The following is a 24993-nucleotide window of genomic DNA, read 5'->3' on the forward strand; positions in this document are numbered from 1 at the left end:
TCCGGTTCAGCGGCCCAGGAATTCCGCGGGCCGCTTTTCGCGGAAGGCGCTCATTGCTTCCCTGGAGTCCTGCGTCGACTGGATGATGGCCTGGTGCGAGGATACGAGGTCAAGCGAGGCTGCGAAGGTCATCGACTCGCCGTGCACGACGGCGCGCTTGATCATCCGGGTGGCCAGAGGCGGTGCGGCAGCGATCTTCCGGGCGAACCCGCTCACCTTGGCCTCGAATTCGTCGTCGGAGTACACGTGGTTGACCATGCCCAGCTCGAGGGCGGTCCCGGCGTCGACGAAGTCACCTGTCCACAGCAGTTCCAAGGCATTGGCCCGTCCCACCAGCCGGGGCAGGAGGTGGCAGCCGCCGTCGCCCGGCAGAAGACCCACTCGTATGTATCCTTCGGACAGTCGCACGCTGGAGGCGGCCAGACGGAGGTCGGCCATTAGCGCCATATCGAGACCCGCTCCCACGGCGACACCGGGCAAGGCGGCGATGTAGGGCTTGTCGAAGTCCTCCACGGCCCGAGCGACCAAGTGGACCTTGTCCGTCAGCATACGTTTGTCCAACCATGGCGTGCCACGATCAGCGGCGAACCCATCGAGATCCACGCCGGAACAGAACGCACCACCGGCACCAGTAACGACGACGACCCGGATGCTATCGTCGTGCTGCGCTTCCCCCAGGAACGATGCCCATTGCTTGAGCATGTCAAAACTGAAGGCGTTCTTGCGTTCGGGGCGGTTCAGCAGGATCCGGCCCACTCCCTCGTCGACGGTGAATTCGATATCAGCCATGTGTCACTCCTCTGGAATCCAAGCAAGAACGGGGGCGGACAAGTCCACGCCCGTTCTTGCATATCATCGTTAGTCTATAATATATTTACTTGCTTTGCATAGAGGTGTCCAAAGCGGTGGCAAAAAGTATATTCTTATATTCTGCGCCGATCAGGGGTGGAGTTTGGCGAACAAGCAGGAGGAACCATGGACGCGTCCGGCAAAGACCGACCAGAGGCCCTAGTACCTTTCCTTATTCGAAGGATCCAGGAGGTCGTGGGCCAGGGCGGCTACCCGCCTGGCTCCCGGCTCTCCCCCAGTGCACTGGCCAAGGAATTCGGCGTCTCGCACATTCCCGTCCGCGAGGCCCTCAGTTCACTTGCGGCTAAAGGCCACATCGTCCACCGGCAGTCGCGGGGGTTCTATACCCGCGAGCTCAGCCGCCAGGAAATCGAGGATATCTACCACTGGCGTCGAGTACTCGAGACGGAAGCCTACAAACTCGCCGTCCCGTTGATCACCGATGATGACATCGAGGAAATGCGCGCCATAACGGAGGAGACCGCCTCCCTCAAGGAGCACGCCGAACGGGTGCGGTTTGTGGAACTCAACAGACAGTTCCACTTCGTCGCCTTCCGCCGGGCTGGATCTCCTGTCCTGTTGAAGCTGCTCAACCAACTGTGGGACAACGCCGCGCCCTACGTCGTGCTCGACCTGGTGGACAGCACACGCGCTCAAGACGATCACATCGAACAAATCAAACTCTTCGAGACGCACGATCTTAAGGCGATATTGGCTGCCATGGAAAACCATCGTGGCTTCCGGCTTGACATGGTCAAGAAGTCAGAACGCGTGAGCGCATAAGCATTGCTGGGTGGAATCCACCCTTCGCATACCATCGGGCCTTGCTTTCGAGGTCAGCCTTAGGCAACCTCCCTTCCTTCGCCACCCAGCCCTGCGCGGGTAGCGGGAGTTAGTCCTTCAAGCGCGCGGGATTCTCGGCGGATCGCAGCCACGCGCCCGTCATTTGTCATCCCGCCACTGCCGCCTTGGCGCTCGATGGTAAACATCCGCCCCGTATCCCCTGCCCCGGGCCACTCCCCTGCGCCACCGGGCCTGCGCCATCCAGCCTGCGCGGCCGCACCCTGGTCGCAGACTTTGATCCGGGCAAGCCGGGATATGTGAACGCATTCGCTGAGCACGTCTGGCGCGGCCCTCGTGCGTCCACTCAGCCTCCCGACCAATGGCAATCCAGCCCTCCCTGAAGTTGGAGTTAAATCGGATGCAGGAAACCATCGACATACACTAGATAATATATTAGATTGTCTAGTGAGGCCCTTCCGGATTCTCTTCGCCAACGTCGTTGACCGACTGTCCGGAAGTGGGACCCCCGATCTGCCAGCTACACAATATCCAACCACCAAGGAGAAGCCTGTGAGCATCGAGACGACCGAGGACTCGACCGTGAGCGTCGATTCCAACAGCGAATACGGCAAGATGACCGAGGAAGCGCTGCAGAAGATGCGCAACCGAATGGGTAAGGTCAAGGACATCAATGAGCCCTACATCCGGTACATCAACGGTGACAGCATCACCCACTTCGCCCGTGCCATCGGTGACCAGAACCCGCTGTACTGCGACGAGGAATACGCTGCAGCCGGCCCCCATGGCAAACTCATTGCCCCTCCCGGTATCTACTACGGCGTAGCTTGGGGCAGCTGGGATCTGCGGCACGGCCAGGGCCTCCCGGGTGTCCACGGCCTGCACTCCGGTGATCACTGGCGCTTCTTTAAGCCGCTCTTCGACGGCGACAAGGTCCGTGCGACGAAAGAACTCGTCAAACTTGAGTTCAAGACCGGCCGCATGGCCAGCCGCATGCTCGTCCAGGCTGATGAGATCAAGTTCTACAACCAGCACGAAGAGCTCGTCGCCATCCAGATCATGCCGATCTTCCGGATGGAGCGGGAAGAATCCAAGTCACAGGGCAAGAACAAGACCCTTGAGCTTGGCACTTACACCGCCCCGGAGATCGCCCAGATCGATGCCGAAGTCGACGCCGAGACTCCGCGCGGCAAGGAGACCCGCTACTGGGAAGACGTCCAGATCGGCGACATCATCGACCCGATCACCAAGGGCCCCCTAACGGTCCCGGATATGGTCGCCTGGCTCCAAGGCATCGGCTCCCCGCACGTGCGGGCCGGCAAGTACTGGCTCGACTACCGCCGCCAGTCCCCCAAGGTCGCCGTGATCGATCCCAAGACGGGCATTCCGCAGGCCATCGAGCGCGTGCACTGGGACGACTTCATGGCTGCCGAGATCGGCATGCCTGCCCCTTACGACTACGGTTCGCAGCGTGGCGGATACGCGACGTACTGGGCCAGCCTGTGGCCGGGCGACGAAGGTTGGGTCGCCGACCTGGAGTTCCAGTACCGCGGCATGGTCTTCGTCGGCGACGTCTACAAGATCAAGGGAAAGATCGTCGACAAGTGGATCGGCGCCAAAACCGGCAACCGCTACGTCAAGGGCGAGTTCACCTCGTTCAACCAGCGTGGCGACGACATCATGCCCGGCACCGTGATCTTCGCGCTGCCGAGCAAGGAGTCCGGCGCTGTGACCTTCCCCGTCAACGTTGAGGAAGACGGCCGGGCCGACGCCTAGTCGGTGACGTTGGGTGTTGGTCCGATCCAACCATGATGGACCGGACCGACACCCAACAAGCCTCGGCCCTCCGGAGTCGATCTGAACCACAGCTCCCGGGCACCTTTCCCTTACCAAGCGAACAGGAACACCATGACCATCAGTGATCGGCCTCTGAAGGGGATCCGTGTCCTCGACTTCACTCATGCCGCTGCCGGACCTTACGCCACGATGATGCTGGCTGACCTCGGGGCCGAAGTCATCAAGATCGAGAAGCCCGGACGCGGCGATGGCGCCCGCCACATGGGCAAACCGATGCTCGGACCGGTCGAAAGCGACTACTACGTCGCACTCAATCGGAACAAACGCGGCGTCGCCCTCGACCTGCGCACGGAAGAAGGCCGCGCCGTCGCTCTCGAGCTGGCCGAGAAATCCGACATTGTCATCCAGAACTTCCGTCCCGGCGTCATGGAACGGCTGGGCCTTGGCTACGAGCAAATCCGTGAGCGCCGGCCCGGTATCATCTACAGCTCCATCTCCGCCTTCGGCACCACCGGCCCGCTCAGCAGCCGCCCTGCAAACGACATCATCATGCAGGCGGTCTCCGGCTTGATGGGAATCACGGGCGAAGTAGGTGGAGGACCCGTCCGGGTTGGCGCTCCCCTGAGCGACTACGGCACCGGCCTCTTCAGCCTGATCGGAATCCTAACGGCCCTCTATGCCCGTGACCAGCACCCGGAAGGCCAGCACATCGAGGTGGCCATGCTCGACAGCAGCATCGCCCTCATGGCGAACTACATCCCGGGCGTCGCGGGGCTCGGGGAGACCATCCCCCGCAGCGGCCGGACGCACGCCCAGATCGTGCCCTACCAGGCGTTCGAATGCAGCGACGGAGCCTACGTCATGGTCGGCGCCTTCACCAACGGCTTCTGGAAGCGGCTGTGCATCGCGCTGGACCGTCCGGAGTGGCCCGCGGACGAACGTTTCCTGACCAATGCCGACCGCTTGCGTCATCGGAACATCATCGTGCCGATGATCGAGGAGATCTTCCGCGGCCGGGCCAGGGAAGAATGGCTCGACATCCTTAACGAAGCCGACGTCCCGGCCAGCCCCGTGCTGGAACTCCACGAAGCGATCGTCTCCGAACAAGCCCAGGCGAACCAGGTTATTCAGGACGTCGGCACGCCCGAACAGCCGGTGCCCACCGTCAGGTTCCCTGTGCGGTCCACCTCGTGGCCGTTGGCCGAGTCCAATACTCCTCCCCGTATTGGCCAGGACTCCCAGGAGGTTCTCTCCCGCGTGCTGGGTAAGAACACCGAGGAGATTGCAGCGCTTCTTGCCTCCGGTGCTGTAGCGAGCAGCGATGGGATTCCTGCCATGGCCGCTTCCGGAGCCAAGCCGTGACCGCGCTGGAGGGCATCAGGGTCATTGATCTGGGCCAGTTCTACTTCGGCCCTTATTGTGCGATGTTGATGGCTCGCTTGGGTGCCGACGTCATCAAAGTAGAAGCGCCCGACGGCGATCCGTATCGCCGGCTACCCACCGCGACCGACGACGGTACGGCCCTGCAATTCGAGCTCATTAACTCCGGCAAGAGGCTGATCCGGCTCGACTTGAAGAACCCGGCCGGACGCGATGTCTTGTTACGTCTCGTCCGGACGGCGGACATTCTGATCCAGAACCTCTCCCCTGGCGCCATGGACCGCTTCGGTCTCGGCTACGACACGCTGCAGGCGGAAAACCCTCGCCTGATCATGGCGTCCGGTACGGGCTACGGTTCCTTTGGACCATATGCCGGTCAATCCGCCATGGACATGTCCATCCAGGCACGGACTGCGTTTATGAGCACCACAGGTTTTGACGGCGGCCCGCCGGTACGTACCGGACCCTCCGTGGTCGATTTCCTCGGTGGAACCCACCTTCTCGCCGGGGTCATGGCTGCCCTCTATCAGCGCGAGAAGTCCGGGAAAGGTCAGCACGTCGAAGTGGCCTTGCAGGATGCTGCCATCACGTCTCTGACTTCGAACATCGCGGGCTATGTCAACAGCGGCGGAACGATGCCGGAGCGGACCGGAAACCGCAATGGCGGTCTGGCCGTCACGCCCTACAACGCCTACCAGACCAACGATGGTTGGGTGGCCTTGCTGTGCCCGACCGATGCACACTGGGCACGGTTGCGGGAATTGATGCAGGATCCCGACGCAGACGACCAGCGTTACGACACGATGGCCGGGCGGTGTGCCGAAATGGACGCCGTTGACGCGATCGTCGAACGGTGGACGAAGACGCTCTCGAAGAACGAGATCGGCGAGTGCCTGGGACAAAGCAACATTCCTGCGGCGCCCGTGCTGACTCTGCCCGAGTTGCTCGAAGACCCTCACGTTGCGAAACGCCAAGTACTGCGTCGGATGCATGACGAAAAGGGCCCGTGGCTTACCTGGGGCAGCCCACTGGTCCTCTCCGACTCCCCTTTGGTCGAGCCTACTCGCCCTGGCCCCCTTGGAGCCCACACCCAGGAAGTCCTGACCGGCGACCTAGGTCTCTCCGAAGCTGACGTCAGTGCCTTGCGCGCATCGGGAGCAATCTGAGCATCGACGGTTCATAACGAAGCAAGAAGTAGCGGCCCTTCCGAGGACGGAAGGGCCGCTACTTCTTGCGTGAACGGCTGTTGCCGCAATAGCTGATCACCCAGCCGGCCGATCACCCAACTGGTTTATCAGACAGCTGTGAGATGCATCTCTGTCTGGCGTAGTGCCGAAATTCGATGCCATGGCGACAGCCCATCCCATCCGGCGCTCCACTTCACCGACTGGGCGGTTTCCCAGACAGTGGCGTGAGGCCGCGTCGCTTTGACCCCAAGCACATCTGAGCTCCGGCCCTCGTGGTGACGGAGAATCTCCTCAATTCGTGCCGGGAGGTTCGTGATCGGTTCGCCGTGGCCTGGCAGCGCAACCCAGTCGCCCATGGTGGAAAGGAGCTCCAGGGAACGTCTGTACTCGAGCAGGTGATTGCGGTCATTCCGGTCGGGGCCACCGAGCCCGATGCCGGGAAACTGATCCGGTAGAACATGATCCCCTGTGAGCACTAGTCTTTCGTTAGCCAGTGCGACGCATACCGACCCTGCAGTGTGGCCAGGCGTATGAATGACCTTCGCCGGGCGCCCCGGAATTTCAATGGTGGCGTTGTCTGAGAGGACCCTGTCAACGGTGGTTGGCGGCTGCTCGACCGGGGTAGCATCACGCAGGGCAGTGCGGGCAGCTGGGGGTACGCCCCAGGCGTCAAGCTCATCCTCACCTACGGCGCGGCTCACAAACTGGGCAGCGGCGTCGTGCCTATGCATCGCAAGGGTGGCGCCGCTCACCTGCCGCAATCTCTCGGCAAGCCCCCGATGATCCCGATGCAGGTGAGTTACGGTCACGGAACGGACATCCTCAACCACGTGACCGATCCGGCGAAGTCCCTGCGACAGTGCATACCACGCCTCTTCGGTGTCCCAACCGGCATCCACCAAGTGGAGCGCGCAATCGGCGTCCTGAATCGCGTACACGTTGATGTCTGCGGGCCTTTTGTTGCCAGGAAGCGGCACGGGAACCCGCCAGATGAGGTCGGCCACCTCGATGACACCACCGCCGATCTCCTCCTCCATAGATCCCTCCCGTGTCGATTCAACCATTGACGAGTGCCTCGCCGTTTCCTTGCTGCCCAGTGCGGCCTACCGGGCCGTCGGGTGAAATGGCTTCCCGTTGGCGCGCATGGAGGCGCCGGACCGATCCAGGTACGGCGTGATGCCGCCCAGGTGCAGCGGCCAGCCGGCCCCTGCAATCATGCACAGGTCGATGTCCTGCGCAGCGGCCACGACACCTTCATCGAGCAGGAGCCCGATTTCCTCGGCCAACGCTTGCTGGACTCGTTCGAGCAATTCTTCGGAGGCGGCGGGCGATGTGCCGAAATCCAAGGCGTCCAGTGTGGACTGCGTGACGGAGCGGTGGCCGTCGTTATCAACGGCCCAGATTCCCTTGATCCCTTTGTCGATCAGGGTTTGCTGGTTCGCTGAGACGGGGAACCGATCACCAAAGGCGGCGTTGAGGGATTGGGTGACGTGTTGGGCCACCGGGATGCCGATCATCGCCAGGAGCGTGAATGGGGTCATGGGCAGGCCCATGGGTTTGAGCGCATTGTCCGCCACGTCCGCGGGGGTGCCTTGGTCGAAGGCCTGGATGACTTCACCCATCAGCCGCAGGAGGATACGGTTGACCACAAAGCCGGTGGTGTCCCGTGTCAATACTGTGGTTTTCCTCAGGGCCTTGCCCAGGACAAATGCCGTGGCCAGGGCTATGTTGCTGCTCTGCGGGGCGGGGACGATTTCCACCAGGGGCATAACGGCGACCGGGTTGAAGAAGTGGAACCCGACCACCCGTTCGGGATGCCGCAGCTCCGCGGCCATGTCCGTGACGGACAACGAGGAGGTGTTGGTGGCGAGGATGCAGTCTTCGGAGACCACGGCTTCGACCTCCGCGAAGACCTGCTTCTTGACAGAGAGTTCCTCGAAGACCGCCTCGATGACGAAGTCGGAGTCGGCGAAGACGTCCTTGCTGACGGATCCGGTGACCAGTGCCTTGACACGTGTGGCGTCCTCGGCGGAGATCTGTTTCCTGGACAGGAGCTTGTTCACCTCGGCATGGACGTAGCCCACGCCTTTGTCCACCCGGCCCTGATCAATATCGGACATGATTACCGGGATTTGGAGTTGCCGGGCGAAGAGCAGCGCCAGTTGCCCGGCCATCAGGCCGGCGCCGACGACGCCGACCTTCCGGACGGGCCGTGCGAGATCCGGGTCCGGCGCGCCGGAGGGATTCTTGGACCGGCGCTGGAGCAAGTCCAGGAGCGCGTACACCGAGGCCTTGAATTCCGGCGTCAGGATCAGTTCGGTGAGCGCCTGGATCTCCAGTTCCGCGGCCTCGGCCTGGCTCAAGGTCCGGCAGCGTTCAAGCAGTTCCAGCACGCGGGACGGTGCGGGTGTGCTGGTGGCGTTCCTCGCTGTGAGAAAGGCATGGCCCGCGCGGAGGGCTGCGTCCCAGTCGACGTCGGCGACTTGGGCTTTTTCGGTGCGGCGGGCTGCCAGCGCTTGGAGGACCCTCCGGTCGTTGGCGATGATCGAGCCCGCCCACGCGAGGGACTGTACCAAGAAATCGGCTGGGTCATAGATGGTGTCGGCAATCCCCAAGTCATGGGCGGCCCGGCCGCCGAGGGCCTTGTTGCTACTCAGCGCGTTCTCGATCATCACCTTGACCGCGTTCCTCGGGCCGATCAGCCGCGGCAGCCTGTATACCCCGCCCCACCCAGGGACCAGGCCCAGATACGCCTCCGGCAACGCGATCCCGTTCGCACCGGCCGAGACCGACCGGTAGTCGGCGGCGAGGGCGATTTCTAGGCCCCCGCCGATGGCTGAGCCGTTGATAAACGCGAACGTTGGCACCGTCATCTCGGCGAGAATACGGAAGACAGCATGGCCGAGGGCGGCGATCTCCCGTGCCGCGTCCGGATCCGTGAGGTCCCGCATTACCGTCAGGTCGGCACCGGCCACAAAACTTCGGCCTTGACCGATAATACCGACACCGACAAATTCACCAGCAGCCGAACGAGCCATAACATCGCGAAGGAACATACCGAGTTCGTTCAATGATTCAGGGCTGAAGGTAGCCGGTTTGCCGGCACGGTCACCTGTCAGCGTAATGAGGGCGAAGATGCCCACTCCCGGCAACTGGATTTCCTCCAGATACGAATAAGTGGTGCTCACACTTCCGGCCCGAGCGCCGGAGACTGCGGCGTTCACTGGGCTGCCTTGAGGATCAGCGCATCGCCCTGCCCGCCACCACCGCAGAGGGCGACCACGCCTGTGCCCCCGCCCCTGCGCTGCAGTGCCAGGGCCTGGTGGAGGACGAGCCGGGCACCGGACGCGCCGACCGGATGCCCGAGGGCGATGGCGCCGCCGTCGGCATTGATCCGGTCCGTTGCGATCCCCAGATCCCTGGCCGACTGGACGAGCACGGAGGCGAACGCCTCGTTGATTTCGATCAGGTCCAGGTCATCGACGCTCAGGCCTTCGCGCTTGAGCGCGGCCTCAATGGCACGGGACGGCTGGGAATGCAGGGAGCCGTCAGGACCGGCGGTCTGGCCGTGCGCCCCGATCTCAACAATCCATTCCAGCCCGGCAGCTTCAGCCGCCGCTTTGCTGGCGATCACGACGGCGGCCGCGCCGTCTGAGAGCGGTGAAGCCGAACCGGCGGTGATGGTTGCGTCCTCAGCGGTCGAGAAGGCGGGCCTGAGCGCCGACAGTGACTCCGCCGTCGTGCCAGGGCGGATGCCTTCGTCGGCGCTTATCGTCAGTGCCATGCCCTTGCGCTGGGAGATGGTCAGGGGCGCGATTTCCGTCTCGAAGATCCCGGCGTCACGCGCGGCTTCGGCACGCTGGTGGGAACGGGCAGCGACCTGGTCCTGTTCCTCCCGGCCGATGCCGCGGACGGCGTTCCCGGCGTCGGTCGCGGCGCCCATCAGGTCCCCGCTGAACGGATCCTGCAGGCCGTCACGGTTAAGGGAATCGACCATCGGAGAGTCCCCGATGACGACGCCGGCGCGCAACCCCTTGACCAGGTGCGGGGCATTCGTCATGGATTCCTGCCCCGCCGCAACGACAAAGTCAGCTTCCCCCGCGCGGATCATCCGGGCCGCGTCGATGACGGCCGTCAGACCGGACAGGCACAACTTGTTCACCGTCACAGTGGGCACGTCCCAGCCGATACCCGCGCCCAGGCTGGCCTGGCGTGCCGGGCCCTGCCCCTCCCCGGCCTGGATCACCTGCCCGACAATGACGGCCTCGATCAGCCCGACAGCCACCCCTGCACGTTCCAGAGCCGCGCGGATCGCATGGGCGCCCAGATCGCTCGCCGACAACGGGGCCAAGCCGCCGCGGAAACGTCCAAACGGGGTACGCGCCCCACCAAGAATGACGGGTGTTCTGCTATCAGGATTCACGGATTGCCTTTCAGGGAAACTGCGGAAGATATGGAGGCAAGCAAGGAAGCGTGGGCACGACTCTTATTGTAACTATAGTATATTATCTAGCCTCTTAGGACACTTTGGGTCACTCGAAGCAAGGCACGCCTCTTGAAGCTCAGGAGGACGCTGCACGAAATTCGGGAACCGCAGCGCCCTTGCCCCGCTTCGCGAGTTGGATCAGCGAGTACACGTGCGCCCTCAAATCAGCGAAGCGCGGATCGGTGCGGGTGGACAACTGGTCCCGCTGTGTGGGGAGATCAACAAAGACCTCCTCCAGGACAACGGTCGGTTTGTTCGACAGTACGACGACGCGCTGGGCCAGGTACACGGCTTCATCAATATCGTGGGTGACGAAGAGGACGGTAACGCCGAGCCGCTCCCAAAGAGAGCGAACCAGGTCCTGGATCTCTGCGCGAGTCTGCGCGTCCACGGCGGCGAATGGCTCATCCATCAGCAGGACACTGGGTTCGTAGGCAACGGCACGTGCGATGGCGACGCGCTGCTGCATCCCGCCCGAGAGCTGCCAAGGGTGCGCATGTGCACTGTCCGGCAAACCAACAGCTTCCAGTGCTGCGTCCGCCCGTTTGCGGCGCTCGCTGCGGGGCAAACCCTTTTCCTTCAGCGGCAGCTCGACGTTCTCCCTGACGGTCAACCAAGGGAACAGGCTGCGACCATAATCCTGGAACACGATCGCCATTCCGGCTGGTGGCCCCGAGATCGCCCGGCCATCGAGAATCACCTCACCCCCGGACAGCTCGGTTAGTCCTGCGATGCAGCGGAGCAGTGTGGTCTTGCCGGATCCAGAGGGACCAACGATGCAGACGAATTCGCCCTTCCTGACACTGAATGTGAGGTTCTGCACGACCTCCACAGGCCCGGATGCAGTGTGGTACGACTTCTTGATTCCTACAACGTCGAGGGCGATAAGGCCGGCAACGCCGGGTTCGGCGTATGCGCCTGCGGTTGAAAATGACATGTGAATGGCCTTTCTCATGGGCTGGTGCGAGCGGTACGTCGCTGACCGTGGTACCACGCCAGAACCCTGCTCTCGACGAACTGAAATATGGCGGAAAGCGCGACGCCGATGAGGCCGAGCACCATAATGCCCGTCCACATCTGCGGGATGGCAAACGTGCGTTGGAACTGGACCACGGAGGCGCCAAGTCCGCGATCAGCAGCGAACATTTCACTGATCACCATGAGAACGACGCCGATCGCAAGTGACAGGCGGGCCCCTGCCGCAATGCGGGGGCTGGCTCCCGGCAGGATGACTTTGAAAAACCGGGTTGACGGGCGGAACCTGAAGCTTCGTGCGGCATCGAGTAGTCCCGCTTCAAGGGAGCGCACGCCTTCTATCGTGTTGAGCAGGATCGGCCACATGCATCCCAGCCCGATGGTGACGATCTTGGACGTCTCGCTCGTGTAACCGGCAAAGAGTGCCACGATGGGGAGCAGGATCGGTGGTGGAACTGCCCTGACGAACTCAAGGATGGGATCGCACAGCGCACGCAACGTTGGCAAGGACCCTATGGCGGTTCCCAACGCAACGCCAAAGGCGAGCGCCATCGCATAGCCGAGCAGGAGTCTTGCCAGGCTCGGAAGCATGTCGCCCATCAGCCGCTCAGGGGTCCACGTTCCCGGAAAGGCATCGAAGATGACCGCCAGCGAGGGCCAGTACGGGTTGGTGCTCCCGTAAGAGAAGACCCACCACGCCAGGAGGAGAATCGCGGGCAGGGCAACCATTCTCGAAATTCGCCCGACGAGCCAAGGGAGCTTCATCAAAGGTCCTTTCGGGTCGAGGGGTGCCAGCTCAAAATGCGACGCTGGAGTTGGCTGGTGCATTGATTGACGGCCACGCCGATCAGCCCCACCACGATCACGAGTGCATAGGTTTCCGGGACCGCGCCGGAAGCCTGGGCAATCCCGATAGTGCGGCCAAGGCCAGGCACCCCGATGACGAGCTCTGCGGTGATTTCGATGATCAGCGCCACCCATGCGGCGAGACGGAATCCGGTGACGATGTACGGAAGGGCAGTTGGCCAGAGCACCTTGGTTCCCATGGTGAACCTGGAAAAGCGGTAGGCGCGGCCGGTGTCCCGGACAACAGGGTCCACGTCGGCAAGACCGTAAATGACCTGGATGAGAATCTGGAAGAACGCCGCGTAGACAACCAGGACCAGTGCCGCTGGCGGACGGCTGCCAAAAAGCAGCACTACCAAAGGGATGAGGGCAACCGAAGGAATGGGGCGCAGGAACTCGATAGTCGAGGCGGTGTAGTTCCGGGCAAAAGGCACCGTTCCCAGAAAACCGCCGACGGCGATCCCTCCCGCCATCGCGATGGCGAGGCCCACGATCCATCCCGTCAACGTCTGGCCGAGCGCCACCCAGAATGCGCCTTCACCCAGTTGTCCTATGAGAACCGTGGCGATGTCGCTGAAAGGCGGGATGAACCGCGCATCTACTGCCCCGCTGCGCGGTAGGACCTCAGCGACCACTACGACGGCCAGAAGGCCCGCCGCCCCCAGAACTGCGTTACGCCCTTCAGAGCGAAGCAGTCCCGGGGACCGTGGAGCGAGACTCACGGGAGTAGCCCTGCCACATTTGGCTTGGCGGTGAGCAGCTTCCCGTTGTACGCCAAGTCGCCAAGCAGTTCCAACGATCCACGATCGAGGCCTGCAGTCCACTTCGGCAAGTTCAGCTTCGGACCCGTCGCGGCGTCGATCTTGGTGTACGTCGGCAGGATCTTGCGTACGGCATCGCTGTTTCCTTGGGCATACGCCTTGGACTTGTCCAGAGCAGTGACAAACTTCTGGACAACATCGGGATGCTGCTGCGCGAAGTCCTTTGACGTGAAGTAGTAACTGACCGTCAGGTTCGGGTTGGACGTTGCCGAAGCGAAGCTGGACGCCACTGAACGCAAACCCAGGTTCTTGGACTGGGCAAGGAATGGTTCCACGACCTCCCCGGCGTCCGCTTCGCCCCGCTGCACAACTGCGGGAATGTCCGCGAGGGGGATCTCGACGTACCGGATCGTGGTGGGGTCACCGCCGTCGTTCTTTACCGCGGCGCTGACCGCCGTATCCGTCAGGCTATTGCGGACGGCGACAGCGATCGTCTTGCCGGCCAGATCCTTGGCGGACTTGATGGCGCTGTCGTTTCGCACCACCACTCCCTCGGGCTCGACCGCTGGGCCGCCGCCCACGGTGGAGACCCCGCTGGCGATGATCTGGACGGGGATGCCCTTTGAGGCGGCGACCAGCAACGACACGCCGTTGCTGAAGCCGAACTGGTATTGTCCGCTCACGACGGCGGGAACGATGGCTGCACCGGTGGCTGCCGACTCAATGGTCGGGATGAGGCCTTGATCCTTGAAGAAACCCTCCTGGACCCCGAGCTGGACCGGGGCGACATCGATAATGGGGATCAAGCCGATGGTGATCGGAGTGGGCGTCCCCGCGCCTGTTGGGGTGGAAGCCGCAGCGCTGCAGGCGCTGAACCCCAGCGCCACGATGGCTGCCGACGCCGTCAGCAGGAGTCTCCTACGGTTTAAGGGCATGGTTGTGATAGACGAACTCTTCATTTAACTCTCCTTTGAGCCAAAATGGTGCAGGTTCGCAGTACGGCTTCCGCCTGCCGCATGCGTTGGGGTGTGGCGGGCCGTTCAGGCCCGGTCGTGGTGTCGCTTAGTCCTGGTGCTAGAGGGAGTTCAGCTGCTTGCCGTCACTTGACTGCAACGGAGTTTGGATTGCCGCGTTCTCCAGCTGCCTCTGGTGGGACTTTTTGTCGCTGACCATCGCGATGGCAAACGCCGCGATGAGGCCGGGAATGGCGAAGACGAAGAAGATCCCTTGGCTGCTGAGGGAAAAGGACAAGAGGAGTCCACCCAGGATTGGCCCCAGTATTGCGCCGATTCGGCCCATGCCGGATGCTGATCCAAGGGCTGTCGACCGGACGAAGGCGGGGTAGTACTCGGCAATGTAGACCTGCACCAGGTTCTGCACGCCGGTGATGGTCGCGCCGGCGATACCTACAAGTACATAACTGAGCAGGGCGTTGGTACTGACACCGACGCCGGCAATGACAATAGTTCCCGTAATGTACAGGGCGATCACAATCTTCTTGGCGCCAAGCCTGTCCGCCATTCGTCCGGCCACGATCGTCCCGATAATGCCTCCGAGCTGCCAAATCACAAGGAACGCCAGACTTGAGGCCAGGCTGAAGCCGCTTTCGATCATGAGCTTGGGCAACCAGTTCAAAATTCCGTATGCCATCAGCAGATGGGCGAAGAATGCCAGCCAGAACATCAGCGTGCTCATGGCCCTGTTGTTGTTGAACAGGTCTGTCAGCGGCAATTTCGCTTTCGACGGCGATTCCGTAGTGAACTCAATGTCCCGGTCAATCGTTTGGCTGGGGTCAATCCGCTCCAAAAGCTTGGCGATTTCCTCGCGATTGCCCCGCTTCATCAGGACCGAGATGGATTCCGGCAAAGCCTTGTACATCCACGGGAGGAAGAGCAAGGGAATGGCAGCGACCCAGAGGCTCACCTGCCAGCCGGCGGTGGGAATGACCAGGATTCCCAGCAACGGGGCAAGGAGGCCTCCGACGGCGAAACCGCACAGCACGATCGTGGTGATCGTTGCAGTCAGCCGTTTGGGCGAGAAGTCCGCCAGCAAAGCGATGACGTTGGGCATGATTCCGCCGAGGCCCAGACCGGCGATGACGCGGCAAACGGTGAAGAATGTGGGCTCCTGGGCGAAGCCGCACAGCGCCGTGAATACGCTGTAGAGCAATACAGTCACCAGGACGACGCGCTTCCTGCCCAGGCGATCGGCCAAAGCACCAAAACCGATCGCTCCGAACAGCATCCCCACGAGGCCGGAGCTTCCAATAGCTCCCGCTGCGACCGGAGTCAGTTTCCAAGCGGCCATCAGGGGCGGAGTGATGGTGCCGAAGACAGCTACGTCGTAGCCATCACACATGATGAGGAGGAATCCCACCGCTGCGATCATCAGATGGAAGCGGTTGAATCGTGCCTCTTGCACATGTTGGGTCAAGTTGAGATTTTTCATAGGATCCTTCTTCCTTGAAGGTCGACGATCTACGTCGTGGAGATTTCGGCGTGCCTTGATGTCGCCGTCGCCGGTTGGAAAAGATGGGCTCTGAGACAACTGTGACCCACTCCATAGTGAAACAGAAGTACCAAAATTGCAGGCCAGTGATACCTGCAAGGTAATAGTCTTGGTTGCCCCTATCCGAAGACTTCCTGGATGATGGGTGCCGAGGTTCGTAGGCTTGAAATGCCCACCAGCGCGGTTACTTCAAGCGTTTCCACGATTTCCTCCGTGGTAGCGCCATAGCGGATGGCATTTTCAATGTGTGGCCCTACCCCTGCGGTGAAAAGGTGGGTAGGAGACAGATCAATGGCAATGTAGATGAGCTCACGAAGTTTGGGGCTCAGTTCCCCGTGTACCCAGGGGTGCGAGGAGTACTCCGTGTACGCGGCGAACATGTCCTGGTCCACGCGCAACAACATCTCGTTCATGCTGCTCCAATAGCCGCGCCTCGTCTCGAAATGATCCTTGAGCTCCAGCTGCGCCGCTGACAACGGCTGTTCGCTGACCAGTTGCTCGCCGTGGCCCTTCAAGACGGCCGCGACTTCCGGGAAACCTGTCACCAGCGAATGCACGCCAAGCACGGAAACGAGATGAATCGCTTCCAGTGCCTGGGCGCGGGTTGCCCCTGCACGTTGTGCCTGCACTGCGGCGGTCCGGATCCCGGCAGGATCCAGTGTGGTCACCGAAGCGCTCACTGCCAGCGAAATCAGGGCCCGGGACACGGGATCCAACCGTGATTTCCGCTCCGGAACCTGAGCAAGGGCGATGTAGGCCCGCACAAAATCGTGGTCGATGTCGACGGCAGCCTGCCACTGCGCGTCAAGGCTTCCAATCAGCCCTTCCAGGGCTTGGGCGACGCATTCCCGTACGTTGGCGTCGCTTGCGGCAGTGGTGCTGATGCTCGTCATGGGCACTCCTTGAATTGTTTTCGGTGAGGTTCGGGGTCCTAGTCCTTTGCCGGCTTACGACCCCAAAACATTTCGATGCCCTTCCACTCAAGGATCTGCGGGCTTTCGACTCGGTCACCAAAGGCTTCACGGAGCTCTTCACCTGAATAGTAGGGGATGTCTGTTGGGCGGATTTGCTCATAGAGCTTGTCGAACCACTGGCGGAAATGCACGTCGCTGTTGACCCGGTTGTGAAAATTCGGCCCATTGAGCACGGCTTCGGCAAGGACAATCCGACGTCCCGGCTTGAGCACGCGCAGCAGATCTCCGGCCGTCTCTTCCCAGTCGTCGGCGTGTTGCGTGGATTGCAGTACGGCCACGCAGTCGTAGGACTCTGCTTCCAGGCCATCCGCGTAATCCCAGCGCCAACAACCGGTCATGCCGTTGCGTCCCGGCGTCTTGCTGTGCACGGCCTTGCGACCGTCGCGGATAATCTCCACAACGTCAACTTGCCCGTCCGGACCGACAATTTCACCCAGCTCGCGATCCCAGCCTGCCGGTACAACGCCCTCACCGATCAGCAGCACTTTGTCTCCACTGCGGACCTCCAGCAGGCCGTAGGCAATTTCCGTGATGGGGCGGGCCAGTTCCTGCCAGATATAGGGCAAGCCGCCAGCGAGTCGAACAGCCAATTCCCATATTCGACGCTGCTGCGGATCACGGACATCTGGACCGAGCAACTCTTCGTCCCAATCCTGGAGATAATCCCAGGGATTCTTGCCCCCGAAATTCTTTTCGCCGTAGGTCTTGGGCTGGTAGTTGGTTTCCATGGCTTGTACTCCTCTTTGCTGGCAGGCTTTGCTTGTGATCGGGCCGCGGCTAGCGCAGCATGCGTCCGCCATCCATGACTATGGTCTGTCCGGTGATGTACGTGGACTCACCGGAGAGCAGGAACACAGCGGCATATGCGGTGTCCCACGACGTGCCATAGCGGCCAATGGGGATCTTGATCTGGTTGCGTTCCGGACGTTGCCGGCCACCCTTGCGGCCGAGCGGGGTGTCGATGAGCCCCGGAGCCAAGATATTGCAGCGGATGCCCTGCTCGACATATTCGCTGGCTGCGTGGTTGCGAATGCCTTCGAGGGCAACCTTGGAGGCACTCATGGCAGGCACGCCACCCGAGGAAGTGTATGCCGACGTCGAGCTGATTAGCACGAGCGATCCGCCGGGGGTCATCAGGGGAAGTGCGGCTTTACAGGCCAGGAAGTGCGAACGCGCGTTAACGGCGAATACCCTGTCCCAGGTTTCGGCGCTGGTGCCGGCAAGCTTGTGGCCGCCGTCGATCCCGACATTGAGCACCAATCCATCAATTCCGCCCATCAGCTCCTTGGCCTGCTCGACCATGCGCTGCACATCGGCTTCATTGCTTGCGTCACCGGAGACGGTGAACGCCTCGGCACCTTCCTTGCGCACGTACTTGGCCGTATCTTCAGCGCTGTCCTGGTTGAGATCAGCGACCGTGACCTTAGCGCCTTCGCGGCCAAACAGGATGGACATGGCCCGGCCGTTGCCGTGCAAATCCTCTTCGGCTCCGTAGTCTGCCTGACCACCGCCGATGACCAGGATGCGCAATCCCTTAAGACGTCCGCGTCCAGGGGCTGTACCGCGGGCCTCCGCTGAAAGTTCAATGAGGTTCTGTCCGCTCATCAGAACGGTCCTTTCTAAACTAAGGTGGCGTCGCTGACGACGCCGTCAAAATCTGGTGGATAGAGTGTGGGCGTGCGGTCGAAGCACGAAGGACGCACGCCCACACTCTGTGGTGAGGCTAGTTGGCCGGTTCCAGTTCGTTCTCGCCGACCTTGACCGGGTTGGCGTCAAGCAGGATGAACGCAACCTTGCTCATCTGCTCGCTTGCGTTGCGCCAAGTGTGGATGGTTCCGCGCTGCACCACGACGTCGCCGGCCTTCACCACGGTCTTTTCGCCGTTATCCAACTCGAGTTCCAGCTCGCCCTCGAGCACGATGCCGTAGTCGAGCGACAGGGTGCGGTGGTGCTTGGACTCGGTGTGGGGGTACATGCTGACGAACTGCAGGACGCTGCCACCCGGGGAAACGCGGCGTACTTCGCGCAGAGCGCCATCGAAGTCGTCGTTGTTGTCCGAGGGGAACACCGCGGTGGTCCAGGGAACCACAACTTCGGCTTCGGCGCCGAGCACCTTGGTGTCCAGGACCTCGTCAGACTGGAAGATTGCGTTGCCCTCTTCATCGTGACCAGTGACGACGCGACGAACATTCAGATAAGCCATGGGAGTTTCTCCTCTGTAGGTTGAAAGATGGTGTTTCGGGGTGATGAGTGTGAAAAGTTATGCTTGCGCAACAGCGGGCTCGAGTGCGGAGCTCAGGGTGAAGCCCTTGAATCCGTTTGCCTCGTTGGCGTCGAGTTCCTCCCGGTACTTCTTCACGCCACCGAGGTAGGTGAGGAAGAACTTCGGACGCGGCTTCTCGGCGATGTTCGCACCCGACCACCAGGACTCGGTTTTCAGCAGCAGGGTGGCCTCGGCCTGCTGCTGCACCATGTCGGCCCACTCGAACTCAGCGTCGGCATTCGCCTCGGCGCGCTCGATCCCATGGGCCACCAGATAGCCGATCAGCTTGGCCGTCCATCCGACGTTCAGCTCGATGCCGAACAGGAAGTTGGCCATGACCGACGGGCTCTGCGGCCCCTGGCACATGAACATGTTCGGGAAGCCGTGGGTTGCGATGCCCAAATGGGCCATGACCTCGGCGCCATCGAGCCACTTCTCCTGAAGCGTCTGTCCGCCCACACCGCGAATGTCCATGTTGAACAGGGTGCCGGTGACCGCATCGAACCCGGTCGCGAAAATGATCATGTCCAGCTCGTAGAAACCGTCCGAGGTGCGGATACCGTTGGCGGTGACTTCCTGGATGGGCTCTTCCTTGAGGGCGACCAGATCGACGTTGTCGCGGTTGAAGGTCTCGTAGTAATTGTCTGCCTTGATGGGGCGCTTGGTACCGAAGAGGTAGTTCGGCATCAGTTTACGAGCGGTTTCCGGGTCACTAACGATTTCGGCGATCTTGCGACGCACGAAATCAGCTGCGAAGCCGTTGGCCTCCTCATTGGAGGTCAGATCGTTGTATGTCGCCAAGGCGAACGCCTGTGCGCCGTACTCCCAGGCGGCCTGAAAGACTTCGTCCCGCTGCTTCGGGGTGTGTTCGAAGGCGGAACGGTCAGTGCTGGTTCCAGGGGCGCCGAAGGAGGAGTTCTTCATCTCCTCCACCAGTGCTTCCAGGTTGTCCTTGCGCTCACGCACGGTTTCTTCGTCCAGAAGCATCTGTTTGGCCGGGGTGATGTATTGCGGGGTGCGCTGGAAGACAACCATGCGGCCGACCTGTTCGGCGATACCGCCATTGCAGATCACCTGGGCGCCGGAGGATCCGGTACCAATCACGGCGATGCGCTTGCCGGTGAATTGCACGTCCTCGCGCGGCCACGTGGCGGTGTGGTAAACCTCCCCCTCGAAGTTTTCCATGCCAGGCAGTTGCGGGACGTTGGCGGTGGACAGGGGGCCCGAGGCAGTAACGAAGAATCGGGTGGTCAGCTCGGTACCGTCATCAAGTCCGACCTTCCAGGTGTTGGTGTCTTCCTGGAAGTGGGCGAAGGTAACGGACGTTTGGAACTGGATATCGCGGCGCAGGTCCAATCGGTCGGTGACGTACTCTGCGTAGCGCTGGATTTCTTCGCGAGGTGCAAATCGGCGGGACCAGGTCCAGTCACGGTAGAGGTCCGCGTCGAAGGTGAAGCTGTAGGAGATCGTCTCCGTGTCGCACTGCAAGCCCGGGTAGCGGTTCCAGTACCACGTGCCGCCGACGGCGGTTCCGCGCTCGAACACTCGGACGTTCAGGCCCTGCTCACGCAGCCTGTGCAGCATGTATAGGCCGGAGAAGCCGGCGCCTACGACGATTGCGTCGAAATCTGTCTTCACGGGGGGTCCTTTCGGTGTTTCTGACTCATAACTACTGTGACCCCGAACATAAAGATACTGAAGTACTAAATTTGGTAGTCAGCAATACCTAAAAGGTAAAACTAAAACGAGGTGATTGGCGTAGAAGAGTTGTTGCCGGACATGCCAATAACCGCCCTCCATGTCGTGGAGCGCGGTTATTGGTGGTGCGTCCGATCAGCCTGCGGCGATCCGGAGCGTATGGCTGATGTGTTCAGCGGCTTCCCGGACTGCGGCGACTATTTCCTGTCGTTCTTCAGTGTTCACGCGACTTCCTAGTGCCACCACGCTCAAACCCGCCGCGACCTCTCCATCAGGAGCAAAGATCGGCGCTGCGATACCCAGCGCGTCGGGGTCGACTTCGGCATGGGTCATAGCGAACCCGTCGGCGCGGATCTCGTGTAGCCGAGCCAGGAGATCCTCGGGAGTCGACAGCGTGCGCTCCGTGAACCGGGGCCGCTCGATGGCTTCGAAAAGCGCCAAGGCCTGGGCATCCTCGAGCCACGCCAGGAGCACCAACGCTGAAGCACCTGCTGTCAAAGGCAGCTGGCTTCCACGTTCATACGAGATACGAAGCAACTGGCCAGAGGGCGCTTCTCGTTCCAAACACACCACGGAAGTCCCGGCCCGCCGCGTGAGCAAAACTGTTTGCCCGAATCGGTCGCAAAGGGAACGCATCCGCGGCAGAGCCACCTCGGATAAGCCATATCCTTGGCGAGCCACGCGTGCCAACTCGAGAATCCGGAGGCCCAGGCGGAAGCCTCCAGCGGGCGACTCCTCGAGGAAGCCGCGGGAAACCAGGGACTCAAGGTATCTGTATGCAGTGGAACGGGCCACCGACAAGGCTGCAGCCACCTCCACAGCGGAAACCGAGAACTTTGCTTCGCCGAACATCTCCAGGATGGTCAATGCTCGATCTGCGGTACTGTTGCGGTCCCGGTATCCGCTGGTGGAGGTCTGTGAATCCATGTGCCTTAGCTTATAGAGATCTCCGAAGTGAGATGGGGCCTCGGTCGAGCCTAGAGGACCTCGGCGACAACCTTGTTGCTCACGGTCCCTACGCCTTCGATGCTCACTGAGACGGTGTCCCCGTCCTTAAGGAAGAGCTGAGGATCGCGGCGGTACCCGACGCCGGCGGGAGTCCCGGTGAGGATGACGTCGCCCGGAGCCAGTTCGGTGAATTCCGAAACCGTGGCGATCAGCTTGGCAACGCTGAATATCAGGAAGGACAGATCCGAGGACTGCACGACCTCACCGTTCAGCACTGTCTGGATGGCAGCCGTGGACAGGTCCACTTCGCCCGGGGTAATGACATATGGGCCGATCGGAGTGCTGTTGTCCCAGGCTTTGCCCTGCATCCACTGGTGGGTCTTGTACTGGTAATCACGCATGGTCACGTCGTTCGATGTGGCGTAGCCGAGCACATGATCCAGGGCATCGACCTCGCTGATTCGACGCCCGCCGCGGCCCACGATGACCGCCAATTCGGCTTCGTAGTCCACCTGGCTAGCCTCTGGCGGCAGCTGGATGTCATCCTTCGGGCCGATCAAGTTGGAAGCATACTTCGGGAACATGACCGGGTAGGTGGGCAGCTCCCGGTTGGTCTCTTCGATGTGCGACTTGTAGTTCAGTCCAACGCAGACGATCTTTCCAGCCTCTGGCGATGCCGCGCGCAAGGTCACGTCGGTCACAGCAACGGCCTGGTCAATGAGACGCTCAGCGGCCTCGAGGACCTCTGGGGTAGTGTCCGCGTTGATCGAGCTCAGCCCCTTCAGCGGGACAACCTTGTCGCCGTCGACTTCGCCGAGGAAGTTCCGTCCCTGATAGGTGTAATTTGCATATGCCATAAGGATTCTTCTCCTGAGATGTGGGGGTGGTTAGGACGCGCTTAGCCGGAAACCTTGCGCCAGGACGGAAGCTGGCCGCCCCAGAGGTTGACGCTGACCGGGGTCGGTTCCCAACGACGCGGCACGTACGTCACGCGATCGTCGTAGAACTTCTCCATTTCGGCAGACAACTCGATGTGGTTTCCGGCCGGATCGTCGAAGAACACGAAGAGGTTGTTGCCCGGGCCGTGGCGGCCCGGACCCCAGGCCACAGGGACGTCCAGTTCCGTAAGACGGTCGCACCATGCTTTGAAGTCTTCCCACTCGGCCAGGTCATACGAGTAGTGGTCAATGTCGCCGCCCTTGCCGACGAACACCACGGCAAGGGTGTGATGGTCCTTGTCCGAACGCAGCCAGCAGAAGTTTCCGTCGTGCAGCTGATCCGAGATACGGAAGCCAATGACTTCGGTGTAGAAACTGACCATGCGTGCCACATCGCCGCTGCCCAACGTGGTGTGCTGGAACTTGATGGGTCGGCGGCCGGTGTCGGCAGCGTTTTCGCCCTGGCGCTGGACCTGCGAATGGAAGTGAATTTCGGTGCCGTCGGGGTCGACGACGGAAACGCCCTCGACGCCGCCGACAGGCGAGGTGATGAACGAGGCATCCAGGTCCATGACTTTGTGGCCGGCAGCGAGCAGACGCTCGCGAATCCCGGCGATACCGTTTTCGTCGCGGACCTCAAAGCCATAGTAGGCAAGCTTCTTCTCGCCTTGGATGAGGTCCACTACGTGGTGGCCGGTACCCCAACCGAGGCGAACTCCGTTGTCGATTTCGGCGTGGCGGACCAGGCCGAGGACACGGGTGTAGAACTTCTCGGCTGCACCCACATCCGGGACGCTGAAACCGATGTGCGATACGGCAGTGTGGCGCAGTGAGCCCGCGGCACCCTTTTCCTCGAGGATAACTCGCTCTGGACGTTCCATGATGACTCCTTTGTTCAGTGTGCTCTAGACGGAAGCGACGGCTAGCGACGCTTTGTTCTGCCGCAGCGAAGCGGTCTTTTCCAAGATGACTGCGAGTTCGTCGGGTGCGAACACCGCTGAGGTGAAGTGGTCAGGGCGTACGAGCACAAACTTCCCGCGATACTCTTCGAACTCCCGGTACAGCGAGCCATCCAGATCGATCAGCAAACCGTCCACCTCGGCAGTACGTGGCTGAACGTCATCGAACGGGATGTACCAACGGGAGGCATCGAAGCGCTCGGCCACCTGCTTGGCTTCGGCCCAGGATTCCGACGCCACGTCAACGCCCAACAGCACCCAGTCGTTGCCGACGACATGATCCATGCGGGCGGTGGTGCGTGAAGTGGCGTCAAAGACCAGTGGTTGCCCGATGGCGCGGCCGGCGTTATGGGTGACGGACAAGTCCGAGACGAATTGGGCGATGGGACGGTAGCGCATCTCTTCAAAGAAGGCCCGCCCATCAGCGGTGCCCAGCTTTTGGCGAATGACTTCATCGCGATTGCGGGCCACTCGCTCCGAGGTGGTCATCACGACGCTGCCCAGACGGACCGACTGAGCAATAATCGCACCCGCATGAGGCTTGCGTTCAGGCTCGTAGCTGTCCAAGATGCTGTCCGGCGCCTTGCCTTTGACGACTTCCGCAACCTTCCACGTCAAGTTTGCGGCGTCACGAATACCGGAGTTCAGGCCCTGGCCGGCGAACGGAGGCATCATGTGGGCAGCATCCCCGAGCAGGAAGAACCTGCCTTCGCGGTAGCGGTCTGCGTTGACTGCGTTGAAGCGGTAGTTGATGGCACGCTCAACCTGGTGCGGCTCGATGTCGCGGTACGGCGCCACGAGCCGCTTGATCAGTTCGAAGTCCGGAGCCTGGCTTGGTTCTCCTTCGCCCGCGAAGAGGCGGAATTCGTAGCGGCAACGCCCGTCCAGGCCCGGAACAATGACGTGGGGACGTTTCGGGTCTCCGTGATGCATTCCGTAACGCTCGGTGTGGGGATCCTCCAGGGTATCGGCCACGAGCCAGACATCCGAGTAGCTGCGACCGGACATTGCGTTGTCCATGACCAGTTCCCGAACGACGGAACGACCACCATCGGCGCCGAGGACGTATCGCGCGGCGAGAACTTCAGTGCCTTTCGGACCCTCCGTGGTGACGTAAGCGAAATCGTCGTCCTGCTCAACATTCGTGACTTTGGTGTCGTACTCCAAAGTGACCCGTTCGTGGTTGATCAAGCCCTGAGCCAAGACCTTTTCCAGATCAGGCTGCGCGAAGGGATTCTTGAAGGGGTGGCCCAAACGGAATGGGGTTGCCCCGCGCGCCTGGAAAACCGGGCGATTGCCGGCGTCGTAGTAGCGGGTTCCCGTGCCCGGCACGATGATGCTGGAAATGTCATGGTCGATACCGGCCTGCTGGTAGGTGCGCAGCGCCTCGTCATCGATGCTGATCGCCTTCGGTTCCTCACTGGTTCCGGAGCGCATTTCCAAGACAATCACGTTGATTCCACGTGCAGCCAGCAGGGCAGCTGAGGTCATTCCGACCGGCCCCGCACCCACAACTACTGCGTCCGTGGAGCGCGCCACGTTGCGTTCGCTCATCTCCATGTCCTCTCTCGACTGTTGTATTCAGACTAGGAGTTTCATGCCCTATTTTCAAGGGCATATGTC

The 24993-nt window shown here is 61.6% G+C and carries 23 protein-coding genes; 4 read left to right on the plus strand and 19 right to left on the minus strand.

From position 1 onward, the window contains the following. Positions 1 to 6 precede the first annotated feature (6 nt). Positions 7 to 789, minus strand: a complete 783-nt coding sequence (locus tag ABD884_RS18945; protein WP_345049609.1) for an enoyl-CoA hydratase/isomerase family protein — start codon at positions 787 to 789, stop codon at positions 7 to 9. Positions 790 to 975: 186 nt separating this feature from the next. On the opposite strand from ABD884_RS18945, the gene ABD884_RS18950 reads away from it, so the two are divergent. After that, positions 976 to 1632 (plus strand): GntR family transcriptional regulator, encoded by a 657-nt coding sequence (locus ABD884_RS18950; protein ID WP_345049614.1) that lies wholly within the window; start codon positions 976 to 978, stop codon positions 1630 to 1632. A gap of 59 nt (positions 1633 to 1691) precedes the next feature. On the opposite strand, the gene ABD884_RS18955 is transcribed toward ABD884_RS18950, so the two are convergent. Then, entirely contained in the window at positions 1692 to 2018 is a 327-nt protein-coding gene (locus ABD884_RS18955; RefSeq protein ID WP_345049619.1) for a hypothetical protein, read from the minus strand. Between the two features lie 184 nt (positions 2019 to 2202). Here ABD884_RS18955 and ABD884_RS18960 point away from each other — a divergent pair, with 184 nt between their 5' ends. The 3 genes from ABD884_RS18960 to ABD884_RS18970 all read left to right on the plus strand — a co-directional run bounded on the left by ABD884_RS18960 (position 2203) and on the right by ABD884_RS18970 (position 5993). Further along, on the plus strand, positions 2203 to 3426 hold the full coding sequence (locus ABD884_RS18960) for an FAS1-like dehydratase domain-containing protein (protein ID WP_345049624.1): 1224 nt from the start codon (positions 2203 to 2205) through the stop codon (positions 3424 to 3426). Positions 3427 to 3558: 132 nt separating this feature from the next. Continuing rightward, a complete protein-coding gene (locus tag ABD884_RS18965; RefSeq protein WP_345049628.1) occupies positions 3559 to 4809 on the plus strand; it encodes a CaiB/BaiF CoA transferase family protein in 1251 nt (416 codons plus the stop codon). Next, positions 4806 to 5993, plus strand: coding sequence for a CaiB/BaiF CoA transferase family protein (locus tag ABD884_RS18970; RefSeq protein WP_345049634.1), 1188 nt, complete (start codon positions 4806 to 4808; stop codon positions 5991 to 5993). Before ABD884_RS18965 ends, ABD884_RS18970 begins: the two co-directional genes overlap by 4 nt. 128 nt (positions 5994 to 6121) lie before the next feature. Here the strand turns inward: ABD884_RS18970 and ABD884_RS18975 are convergent, their stop codons facing one another. The 17 genes from ABD884_RS18975 to ABD884_RS19055 form a co-directional block, all read right to left on the minus strand. After that, positions 6122 to 7078, minus strand: a complete 957-nt coding sequence (locus ABD884_RS18975) for an MBL fold metallo-hydrolase (protein ID WP_345049638.1) — start codon at positions 7076 to 7078, stop codon at positions 6122 to 6124. 39 nt (positions 7079 to 7117) lie between these two features. Then, positions 7118 to 9238 (minus strand): 3-hydroxyacyl-CoA dehydrogenase NAD-binding domain-containing protein, encoded by a 2121-nt coding sequence (locus ABD884_RS18980; protein WP_345049642.1) that lies wholly within the window; start codon positions 9236 to 9238, stop codon positions 7118 to 7120. Then, positions 9235 to 10437 carry an acetyl-CoA C-acetyltransferase gene (locus ABD884_RS18985; protein WP_345049648.1) on the minus strand — a complete coding sequence of 401 codons (1203 nt, stop codon included), beginning with the start codon at positions 10435 to 10437 and terminating at the stop codon, positions 9235 to 9237. The genes ABD884_RS18980 and ABD884_RS18985 overlap by 4 nt, the downstream gene beginning before the upstream one ends. Before the next feature lie 139 nt (positions 10438 to 10576). After that, positions 10577 to 11437, minus strand: a complete 861-nt coding sequence (locus ABD884_RS18990; RefSeq protein ID WP_345049652.1) for an ABC transporter ATP-binding protein — start codon at positions 11435 to 11437, stop codon at positions 10577 to 10579. Between the two features lie 14 nt (positions 11438 to 11451). Next, positions 11452 to 12240 carry an ABC transporter permease gene (locus ABD884_RS18995; RefSeq protein WP_345049656.1) on the minus strand — a complete coding sequence of 263 codons (789 nt, stop codon included), beginning with the start codon at positions 12238 to 12240 and terminating at the stop codon, positions 11452 to 11454. Beyond that, a complete protein-coding gene (locus tag ABD884_RS19000) occupies positions 12240 to 13043 on the minus strand; it encodes an ABC transporter permease (protein ID WP_345049660.1) in 804 nt (267 codons plus the stop codon). The genes ABD884_RS18995 and ABD884_RS19000 overlap by 1 nt, the downstream gene beginning before the upstream one ends. After that, positions 13040 to 14041 carry an ABC transporter substrate-binding protein gene (locus ABD884_RS19005; protein ID WP_345049666.1) on the minus strand — a complete coding sequence of 334 codons (1002 nt, stop codon included), beginning with the start codon at positions 14039 to 14041 and terminating at the stop codon, positions 13040 to 13042. The genes ABD884_RS19000 and ABD884_RS19005 overlap by 4 nt, the downstream gene beginning before the upstream one ends. Before the next feature lie 115 nt (positions 14042 to 14156). After that, the gene (locus tag ABD884_RS19010; RefSeq protein WP_345049669.1) at positions 14157 to 15530 is read right to left on the minus strand and encodes an MFS transporter; all 1374 of its coding nucleotides are present in this window, start codon (positions 15528 to 15530) and stop codon (positions 14157 to 14159) included. A gap of 179 nt (positions 15531 to 15709) precedes the next feature. After that, a complete protein-coding gene (locus ABD884_RS19015; RefSeq protein WP_345049674.1) occupies positions 15710 to 16483 on the minus strand; it encodes a carboxymuconolactone decarboxylase family protein in 774 nt (257 codons plus the stop codon). A gap of 38 nt (positions 16484 to 16521) precedes the next feature. Beyond that, positions 16522 to 17292 carry a methyltransferase domain-containing protein gene (locus tag ABD884_RS19020; RefSeq protein ID WP_345049678.1) on the minus strand — a complete coding sequence of 257 codons (771 nt, stop codon included), beginning with the start codon at positions 17290 to 17292 and terminating at the stop codon, positions 16522 to 16524. A 49-nt stretch (positions 17293 to 17341) separates the two neighbouring features. Beyond that, positions 17342 to 18169 carry an SDR family NAD(P)-dependent oxidoreductase gene (locus tag ABD884_RS19025; RefSeq protein WP_345049683.1) on the minus strand — a complete coding sequence of 276 codons (828 nt, stop codon included), beginning with the start codon at positions 18167 to 18169 and terminating at the stop codon, positions 17342 to 17344. Positions 18170 to 18287: 118 nt separating this feature from the next. Beyond that, a complete protein-coding gene (locus tag ABD884_RS19030; RefSeq protein WP_345049686.1) occupies positions 18288 to 18767 on the minus strand; it encodes a cupin domain-containing protein in 480 nt (159 codons plus the stop codon). 57 nt (positions 18768 to 18824) lie between these two features. Next, entirely contained in the window at positions 18825 to 20465 is a 1641-nt protein-coding gene (locus ABD884_RS19035; protein WP_345049688.1) for a flavin-containing monooxygenase, read from the minus strand. Between the two features lie 195 nt (positions 20466 to 20660). Then, positions 20661 to 21452: an IclR family transcriptional regulator gene (locus ABD884_RS19040; RefSeq protein ID WP_345049693.1), complete on the minus strand. Its 792-nt coding sequence runs from the start codon at positions 21450 to 21452 to the stop codon at positions 20661 to 20663. A 50-nt stretch (positions 21453 to 21502) separates the two neighbouring features. Beyond that, on the minus strand, positions 21503 to 22330 hold the full coding sequence (locus ABD884_RS19045) for a fumarylacetoacetate hydrolase family protein (RefSeq protein WP_028266054.1): 828 nt from the start codon (positions 22328 to 22330) through the stop codon (positions 21503 to 21505). A 41-nt stretch (positions 22331 to 22371) separates the two neighbouring features. Beyond that, on the minus strand, positions 22372 to 23292 hold the full coding sequence (locus ABD884_RS19050; protein ID WP_345049701.1) for a VOC family protein: 921 nt from the start codon (positions 23290 to 23292) through the stop codon (positions 22372 to 22374). Between the two features lie 24 nt (positions 23293 to 23316). Then, a complete protein-coding gene (locus ABD884_RS19055; protein WP_425548295.1) occupies positions 23317 to 24930 on the minus strand; it encodes an FAD-dependent monooxygenase in 1614 nt (537 codons plus the stop codon). Positions 24931 to 24993 lie beyond the last annotated feature (63 nt).

The sequence above is a fragment of the Arthrobacter methylotrophus genome (assembly GCF_039539965.1).
Taxonomy (GTDB): domain Bacteria; phylum Actinomycetota; class Actinomycetes; order Actinomycetales; family Micrococcaceae; genus Arthrobacter; species Arthrobacter methylotrophus.

Coding starts and splice junctions, on each gene's coding strand:
- ABD884_RS19055 (WP_425548295.1), bottom strand. CDS start 24,930: ATGGAGATGAGCGAACGCAACGTGGCGCGCTCCACGGACGCAGTAGTT.
- ABD884_RS18975 (WP_345049638.1), bottom strand. CDS start 7,078: ATGGTTGAATCGACACGGGAGGGATCTATGGAGGAGGAGATCGGCGGT.
- ABD884_RS19040 (WP_345049693.1), bottom strand. CDS start 21,452: ATGGATTCACAGACCTCCACCAGCGGATACCGGGACCGCAACAGTACC.
- ABD884_RS19030 (WP_345049686.1), bottom strand. CDS start 18,767: ATGGCTTATCTGAATGTTCGTCGCGTCGTCACTGGTCACGATGAAGAG.
- ABD884_RS19010 (WP_345049669.1), bottom strand. CDS start 15,530: ATGAAAAATCTCAACTTGACCCAACATGTGCAAGAGGCACGATTCAAC.
- ABD884_RS19045 (WP_028266054.1), bottom strand. CDS start 22,330: ATGGCATATGCAAATTACACCTATCAGGGACGGAACTTCCTCGGCGAA.
- ABD884_RS18950 (WP_345049614.1), top strand. CDS start 976: ATGGACGCGTCCGGCAAAGACCGACCAGAGGCCCTAGTACCTTTCCTT.
- ABD884_RS18965 (WP_345049628.1), top strand. CDS start 3,559: ATGACCATCAGTGATCGGCCTCTGAAGGGGATCCGTGTCCTCGACTTC.
- ABD884_RS18945 (WP_345049609.1), bottom strand. CDS start 789: ATGGCTGATATCGAATTCACCGTCGACGAGGGAGTGGGCCGGATCCTG.
- ABD884_RS18995 (WP_345049656.1), bottom strand. CDS start 12,240: ATGAAGCTCCCTTGGCTCGTCGGGCGAATTTCGAGAATGGTTGCCCTG.
- ABD884_RS19025 (WP_345049683.1), bottom strand. CDS start 18,169: ATGAGCGGACAGAACCTCATTGAACTTTCAGCGGAGGCCCGCGGTACA.
- ABD884_RS19015 (WP_345049674.1), bottom strand. CDS start 16,483: ATGACGAGCATCAGCACCACTGCCGCAAGCGACGCCAACGTACGGGAA.
- ABD884_RS19020 (WP_345049678.1), bottom strand. CDS start 17,292: ATGGAAACCAACTACCAGCCCAAGACCTACGGCGAAAAGAATTTCGGG.
- ABD884_RS19005 (WP_345049666.1), bottom strand. CDS start 14,041: ATGAAGAGTTCGTCTATCACAACCATGCCCTTAAACCGTAGGAGACTC.
- ABD884_RS18990 (WP_345049652.1), bottom strand. CDS start 11,437: ATGTCATTTTCAACCGCAGGCGCATACGCCGAACCCGGCGTTGCCGGC.
- ABD884_RS19050 (WP_345049701.1), bottom strand. CDS start 23,292: ATGGAACGTCCAGAGCGAGTTATCCTCGAGGAAAAGGGTGCCGCGGGC.